General features: G+C 63.7%; 5 protein-coding genes. 3 read left to right on the top strand and 2 right to left on the bottom strand.

Translation table 11 applies throughout. The features are described from left to right. Positions 1-169 precede the first annotated feature (169 nt). Complete coding sequence (locus tag EOA27_RS20645; protein WP_127257025.1) at positions 170-1009, bottom strand: amidohydrolase; 840 nt, start codon at positions 1007-1009, stop codon at positions 170-172. Between the two features lie 65 nt (positions 1010-1074). Next, entirely contained in the window at positions 1075-1863 is a 789-nt protein-coding gene (locus EOA27_RS20650) for an IclR family transcriptional regulator (RefSeq protein ID WP_127257027.1), read from the bottom strand. Positions 1864-2030: 167 nt separating this feature from the next. On the opposite strand from EOA27_RS20650, the gene EOA27_RS20655 reads away from it, so the two are divergent. The 3 genes from EOA27_RS20655 to EOA27_RS20665 form a co-directional block, all read left to right on the top strand. After that, positions 2031-3347, top strand: a complete 1317-nt coding sequence (locus EOA27_RS20655) for a sugar ABC transporter substrate-binding protein (RefSeq protein WP_127257029.1) — start codon at positions 2031-2033, stop codon at positions 3345-3347. Positions 3348-3468: 121 nt separating this feature from the next. Beyond that, positions 3469-4365, top strand: a complete 897-nt coding sequence (locus EOA27_RS20660; protein ID WP_127257031.1) for a sugar ABC transporter permease — start codon at positions 3469-3471, stop codon at positions 4363-4365. Positions 4366-4367: 2 nt separating this feature from the next. Next, positions 4368-5195 (top strand): carbohydrate ABC transporter permease (locus tag EOA27_RS20665; RefSeq protein ID WP_145970443.1); only part of this gene is annotated, 828 nt, incomplete at its 3' end.

Raw genomic sequence — 5195 nt, forward strand, 5'->3', positions numbered from 1 at the left:
TCTCGGCACCATCGCCGGTGTGCTGGTGCTCACCGAAATCAACACGCTGCTGATCGGCCTCGGCTTCCGCCCATCGACGGTGCAGGCAGCGCTCGGCCTGGTCATCCTGCTTCTGGTCTCGCTCTACGGCCGCGAGCGCCACGTGCGGACGACAATCTGACTCAAGCGATCAGCCAAGCCGCCACAGCCGGCGCGCATTGCCGGACAGCAGGCGGGTCCGCTCCGACTCGCTCGCGCCGGCCAGCAGCGCGTGTGTGGCGGCGATCCAGGTGGCCAGCCCGCCGCCCAGCGTGCAGACCGGCCAGTCGCTGCCCCAGATCACCCGGTCCCAGCCGAACGAGCCTATCGTGTGCTCGACATAGGGCCGGAGCGTATCGACGGTCCAAGTCGCCGGATCGGCATAAGCGACGACGCCGGAGATCTTGGCCGTGACGTTGGGCCGTTTGGCGATCGCTTCCATATGCTCGTGCCACGGATGCTCGGCATTGCCCTTTATGTCGGGCACGCCGCAATGGTCGAGGACGAACTGGACGTCGGGCGCGAGATCGGCAAGCGCCATCGCCTTCGGGATCTGATGCGGCAGCACAACAAGGTCGAAGGTCAGGCCGGTGCCGGCCAGCCGCTTGACGTTCTGGCGAAACAGCGCCCCTTCCGAGACATCGTCGGGCACGACATGCAGCACGCGGCGGAAACCCTTGATGAACGGGTCCGCCGTGACCGTCTCCAGATAGGCTTCGAAACCGGCCTCCTCCGGCCGGCAGGCGGCGATCGCTCCGCGAAGCAGGCTCCCGGCCCGGCCGGCGACCGACTTCACGTAAGCGGTTTCGGCTGCGATATCGGCAGGGTCGACATCGACCTCCATATGCAGCACGGCCTCGATGCCGGAACGCAACGCGTCGGTGGCGTATTCCTCATAGGAGAAATCGCGGTTCAGCGCCGGCACGCCAGCCAGCCACGGGTAGCGCAGCGCGGCCTGGTCGATGAGGTGCAGATGCGTGTCGATGATCATGGCGGCGTCTCCTCCCTTTGTACCAGACAATATCCCGCCTAAAAATCCATTATTCAAATAAGAAATTACGACGATTGCGGCACATCCGACCCTGCGAGCTGCGACAACCTCGCGGCGGCGTCCTGCAGGTGCCGAATCGTCAGCGTGATATCCGGCGCCGCGGGGGCGTTGACGAGGGTGATGTAGGGGATGGTCAGCGCCGCGATGGCTCTGCCGTCGGGTCCGAGCACCGGCGTCGAAAGGTTGTAGACGCCGGCGGTCTGCAGCGATGCCATCATCTCGTAGCCGCGGTCGCGCACCTGGTCGAGGCGGGCGAAGAACTCCGGCGTCAAATTGAGCTGATCGGTGCTCTGCAAATGCTCGGCGATCATCATCTTGCGCTCCTCCGGCGAGCGGAAGGCAAGCAGCACATGGCCGGAACCGGTGTCGAACAGGCTGATATGCGAGCCGACCCGGATCGAGATACCCCAGTAGCGCGGCGCTTCCTGCTGGGCGATGACCACGGCGGCGCCGCGGTCGAACACCACCAATTGATTGGCCTGCCACGAGGTTTCGGCCAGATCCCGCATGATCGGCGTCGCGTAGGACACCAGCCGCCGCACCGGCGCGTGCAATTGCGCCAGCCCGAAAAGCTTGAGCGTTAGCGAATAGCGGTCGCCGTCGATCTTGGTGACATAGCCGCGCCGTACCAGGCGGTCGAGCATGCGGTAGAACTCGTTCGGGCTGCGGTCGAGCCGCTTGGCGATCTCCGCCTGGGTCAGCCCGCCGTCCACGCTCGCCAGCAGCTCGAGGATGTCCAGCCCCTTGTCCAGCGCCGGCGCGCGGTAGCGGTCCCCGTCTTCTTCGTCGGCCACCTGCCCCTCCAGTGAATTTCGATCTGCATATATGCATGAAGTTCGTTCCGCTGAAAGCACATTCGTCTTGACCCGGCAATGAAAATGCTATTTGCATATGAATGAAGTTTAAGCGATCGGCTGCGCATCCGGCCGGCCGTCGCCGCGAGCTCGTGGGAGGAGAGAACATGATGAGACTGCTTTCAGGCGTTTCCGCCGGCCTGGCCGGCTTGCTGCTGAGCGGCACGGCGTTTTCAGCCGATCTGCCCGGCAAATTTCCGGGCGTGACGATCGACGCGAAGCTGATCGGCGGGCAACAATATGAGAAGCTCTACGAGCGCATTCCCGAATGGGAGAAGCTGACCGGCGCCAAGGTCAACATCCTGTCGAAGAAGAACCACTTCGACCTCGACAAGGAGATCAAGTCGGACATTGCCTCCAACTCGATCACCTGGTGCGTCGGCTCCAACCACACCTCGTTCGCGCCGCAATATCCGGGCATCTACACCGATCTCGCCAAGCTGCTGCCGAAGGAAGAGATCGACGCCTTCGTGCCAGCCAACATCGCCGCCGGCACGCTGGACGACAAGCTGGTGATGCTGCCGCGCGCCCAGTTCGACGTCTCGGCGCTCTACTACCAGAAGAGCCTCTACCAGGACGAAGCCAAGAAGAAGGCCTACAAGGACAAATACGGCGAGGAGCTCGCTCCGCCGGACACGTTCGACGAGATGGCGCAGCAGGCCGAATTCTTCGCCAGCCCGCCTGACTTCTACGGCACGCAATATGCCGGCAAGGAAGAGGCGATCAACGGCCGCTTCTACGAGATGGTGGTTGCCGATGGCGGCGAATATCTCGACAAGGACGGCAAGCCCGCCTTCAACTCCGAGGCCGGCGTCAAGGCGCTAGACTGGTTCGTCAACCTCTACAAGGCCAAGGCGGTGCCGGCCGGCACCACCAACTATCTGTGGGACGATCTCGGTCAGGGCTTTGCTTCCGGCACCGTGGCGATCAACCTCGATTGGCCGGGCTGGGCCGGTTTCTTCAATGATCCGAAGTCGTCCAAGGTGGCCGGCAATGTCGGCGTCAAGGTCCAGCCCAAGGGCTCGTCCGGCAAGCGTTCCGGCTGGTCCGGCGCGCATGGCTTCTCGGTGACCGAGAACTGCGCCAACAAGGAAGCCGCCGCCTCGCTGGTCTGGTGGCTGACCAATGAAGATAGCCAGAAGCTGGAAGCCGCGGCCGGCCCGCTGCCCACCCGAACCAAGGTTTGGGAATGGGATCTCGAGCAGGCTAAGTCCGATCCCTACAAGACCGAAGTGCTGCAGGCCTTCCAGGAAGCCGCCAAGAACGCCTTCCCGGTGCCGCAGACGCCGGAATGGATCGAGATATCCAACGCCGTCTATCCCGAACTGCAGGCCGCCATCCTCGGCGACAAGACGTCGAAGCAGGCGCTCGACGACGCTGCCGCCAAGGCAACGCAAATCCTCCAGGACGCGGGCAAGCTCTAGGCAGCCGCATCCCGCAACCGCCTCCCCGCAAACCCGGGGAGGCGGCCGCGTAGTCTCGCAAAACACGCCATCCTCGGTATCGCCCGCGGCTGGATCACATCACCTCGCTGACAGGATCCCGATGAAGGGCTTAAAGCCATCCGCGCCGATTCTCCTGCTGCTGCCGGCCTTCGTCGTGCTGGCGGCGGTGGTGCTCGTGCCGCTGCTTTTGTCGCTCTATTCCAGCTTCACGCCCTTCCGCCTGACCCGGCCCGAGACCTTCTTCGTGCTGATCGGCTTGCGGAATTATATCTCGATCCTCAGCAATCCGGACTTCTGGTGGGCGTTCGGTCGCACCGTTCTGTTGCTCACCGTCGCGCTCAATCTCGAAATGCTGCTCGGCCTCGGCCTGGCCATGCTGGTCGAGAAGGCGACGCGCGGCCAGCGCATCCTGCGCACGCTGATGATGTTCCCGATGATGTTCTCGCCGATCCTGGTCGGCTTCCAGTTCAAATTCATGTTCAACGACAATATCGGCCTGGTGAATAACGCGCTGCAGTCGCTGGGCATCACCCAAGACGCCATTCCGTGGCTGATCGAAAGCCACCTCGCATTCACCGCCATCACCATTGCCGAAGTCTGGTCGTCGACCTCGATCTTCGCCATCCTGATCCTGGCCGGTCTGCTCGCCATGCCCAAGGAACCGATCGAGGCGGCCCGCGTCGACGGCTGCACGCCCTGGCAGACCTTCCGCTATGTGACCTGGCCTTTCGTCATGCCCTTCGCCTACATCGCCATGACGATCCGTTCGCTCGACGTCGCGCGCGCCTATGACATCGTCAAGATCATGACTGATGGCGGCCCGGCCGGTCGCACCGAGCTGTTGTGGACGCTGGTCGGGCGCACCGCCTACAGCGACGCGCGCATGGGGCTGGCCAACGCCATGGCCTATTTCTCGATCCTGCTGTCGATCGCCTTCACGGTGTATTTCTACAACAAGCTCGCCGCGGCGCGCGCGCAGATCGGCGCGGAGTGGTGATGATGGACGAGAACGCCTCCGCCCGGCTGATCCGCCGCACGCTGACCGTGGCGCATCGTGTCGGCCTGTTCCTGGCCATGCTGCTGATCTGCCTGCCGGGCATCTGGATCGTGCTGTCGTCGCTCAGGCCCACAGTCGAGATCATGGCCAAGCCGCCGGTCTGGATCCCGCAAGAGCTGTCCTTCGACGCCTATGTCGCCATGTTCAGCGGCATCGGCAAAGGCGGCATTCCGGTGCTCGACTATTTCCGCAACTCGCTGATCATCTCGGTCACCTCGACGGTGATCGCAGTCGCCATTGGCATGGCCGGCGGCTACGCCTTCGCGCGCTATCGCTTCCGTGGCAAGTCGGGCATGTTCCTCGGCCTGATGCTGACCCGTACCGTGCCCGGCATCGCCATGTCGCTGCCGCTCTTCTTCGTCTATGCGCGGCTCGGCATCATCGACACGCATTTCGGCATGATCCTCGCCTATGTGGCGCTGAACATCCCCTTCACCATCTGGCTGATCGACGGCTTTTTCCGCCAGGTGCCGAAGGATTTGGCCGAGGCCGCGCAGATCGACGGCTGCACGCGCTGGCAGGCCTTCTGGCAGGTCGAATTCCCGCTGGCGCGTCCCGGCATCGCCTCGGCCGCCATCTTCGCCTTCCTCACCTGCTGGAACGAGTTCGCGCTGGCCTCGCAGCTGACCCGTTCCGTCAACTCCAAGACGCTGCCCGTCGGGCTGCTCGACTACACGGCCGAGTTCACCATCGACTGGCGCGGCATGTGCGCACTGGCCGTGGTGATGATCATCCCGGCGCTGACCCGCACCTACATCGTCCAGAAACAC

This window comes from Mesorhizobium sp. M2A.F.Ca.ET.037.01.1.1, from assembly GCF_003998075.1.
GTDB lineage: Bacteria > Pseudomonadota > Alphaproteobacteria > Rhizobiales > Rhizobiaceae > Mesorhizobium.